The organism is Cupriavidus sp. 8B (assembly GCF_054589115.1).
Genome location: NZ_BAAILO010000106.1, coordinates 1 through 2014, shown reverse-complemented (window position 1 = coordinate 2014; position 2014 = coordinate 1). Strand labels below are relative to the sequence as shown.

Below are 2014 nucleotides of genomic sequence, written 5' to 3'. Positions count from 1 at the left end.
GTCGTGGGCCAGCAGATCTTCCAGGATGTGCTGCATCTCCGGATCCGCCAACGCCGAGTCCGTGTTTTTCGTCTCAGTCATCGAGCACTCCGCGTGGCGGGGCGACGGACAGGTCCGGTCCGTCGGGGAACGGATGATCACCCTCAGGCGTGGCCAGCAACCGGCGTACGCCATCCAGCCGAGTCCGGGCATGCGCGATCTGGTTGTCACGCCCGGGCGTCGATGCTGGCCGGGCCTCGGCATGCGCGAGGGCGGCGGCCAGTTTGCCTTCCAACTTGACGAGATGCCCCCGATTCTCGGGCAGGTTGGTCGCAGACAGATGGCGGCAGCCGGTAAAGCATTCCAGGTGCTTGGGGCAGGGATCCACCGTGACGCTGTTGAGACAGTGGCCGTACGGGGTCACGTGGAAGCCATCGGCTTCCGCCTTCAGATAGGCGAAGGCCGCCTCGTCGCCCTCGTCGGCCTGGATGCGCAGGAACGCGGCAACAAGGGGGCCGCTGGCCTTGCCGGCTTGGATCATCCTGGCCACCGTAGCCGCTTTCTCGCCCAGGGCGAGTTCCACCTCGACCGGCAACTCGATCTGGTCCAGTTCCTCGGCCAGGCTGCGATGGTCGTACACGTAGCTTTGTGCCACGCTACGCCGGTTAAATCGCTTGGAGATGATCGTGTCGGCCACCCCGAGCCGGAACAGCTCGGTGTTCTGCAGATGCCGCAGCATATGCGACTCAAGGATCAGGCCCCGGTCTTCCGCGCTTTGTCCGTAACGCTGGAACAGCGTGCTTCGCCCAGCTTGTTCCCCTAGCGCATTCGCCACGAAGCCAGTATCTGGCCGATTCACCGCCATCACGCGTGTTACATCGCAGATGCCGTCATCACGTTCCTCCGCCAGCGAGCGCTTGGGCGCCAGGAACAGCAACTCCCAACTCTGGAGTTGGCCAGACATCAGTGGCAACGGTGCCGTGTCCGACAGCTTGGTCGGCACCGCGCCCCGCAGGTAGGCTTCCAGTTCGCCCACATGCAGGCATGTCTGCGACCATTGCAACCGGACGTCAGGCGGGATCACACTGCCATCGGCCCGGCGGAAGGAGAGGGGGTGCTCGCCAGCCCGCATGGCCTTTTCAAGACGGTTCAGATACACGTAGGCAGCCGAGTCCAGGCGAGGCTGCCGTGTATGGCTGGTGCGTTGCAGGTCATGCATCTCCTGCAGCAAGGTGATGTCGAACTGCGCGCGATAGCGTTCCAGCAGGCGGGCTCGGAGCTCGCCATCGATGGCGGCCCAGAACGGATTGCCGGTCAGGTGAGGGTATAGGTGAGCGGCTGGCACGACGTCATGCTCCGCGTACCACGGCAGCAGACGTCGGCTTTCAGTTTGTCGTCGCAGCGTCTGTCGCAGCGGTGCTGTCAGCTCGCTGGCTTGCTCCAGCGTGCTCGTCAGCAGCTCGCGGAACATCTCCGGCACATACTGGACCTTCTCGAACAGCACACGACTGTCTGCGGTTGCGGTCTGCTGCTTTTCTGCGAAGTGGCGCAGCAGCAGTGCATCCGCATAGCCGCCCAGCGCTCCCGCAGACTGGCCATGCTGATCATAGTAGGCGCGCGTGCGCTGCCAGTCCGCAGGCAGCAGCACAGCCTCGCCGATGCGCAACCCGGTCACGATCATCGCGCGCAGGCACAGGAAGCGTAGCGTGTCGACGAAGCTGCGCGGCGGCTCCGTCATGACGATACGCACCAGTTCCCAGAAGGCACGCCGCTGCGGCAATCGTTCAGCACGCTTGCGTTGCTCGAGGCTCTCCCGCAGCTCGTCCTCGGACTTCAAGAACGCGGCGCGGCGGTGCCGCGTCGTTGTCGCCTGCCGTCGGGACACACCGTGGTAGAGCGGTCCAGCGTCCGCCAATCGTTGCACATCGAACAGGTTTCTGAGAACGCCTTCAACGACTTGCCCCAACTTGCCACAGGCCTGGATGCTGCTCGCCAGATGGATGGCGCGGTGGCAATCCAGCGTTGTCAGTTGCCA

Annotated in this window: 1 protein-coding gene; it reads right to left on the bottom strand. The window is 64.3% G+C overall.

Features of this window, described 5'->3' with window-relative positions:
- Positions 1-73: 73 nt before the first annotated feature.
- The coding region (locus ACYP5B_RS11785) for a hypothetical protein (protein ID WP_459569726.1) at positions 74-2014 on the bottom strand (1941 nt) is incomplete at its 5' end.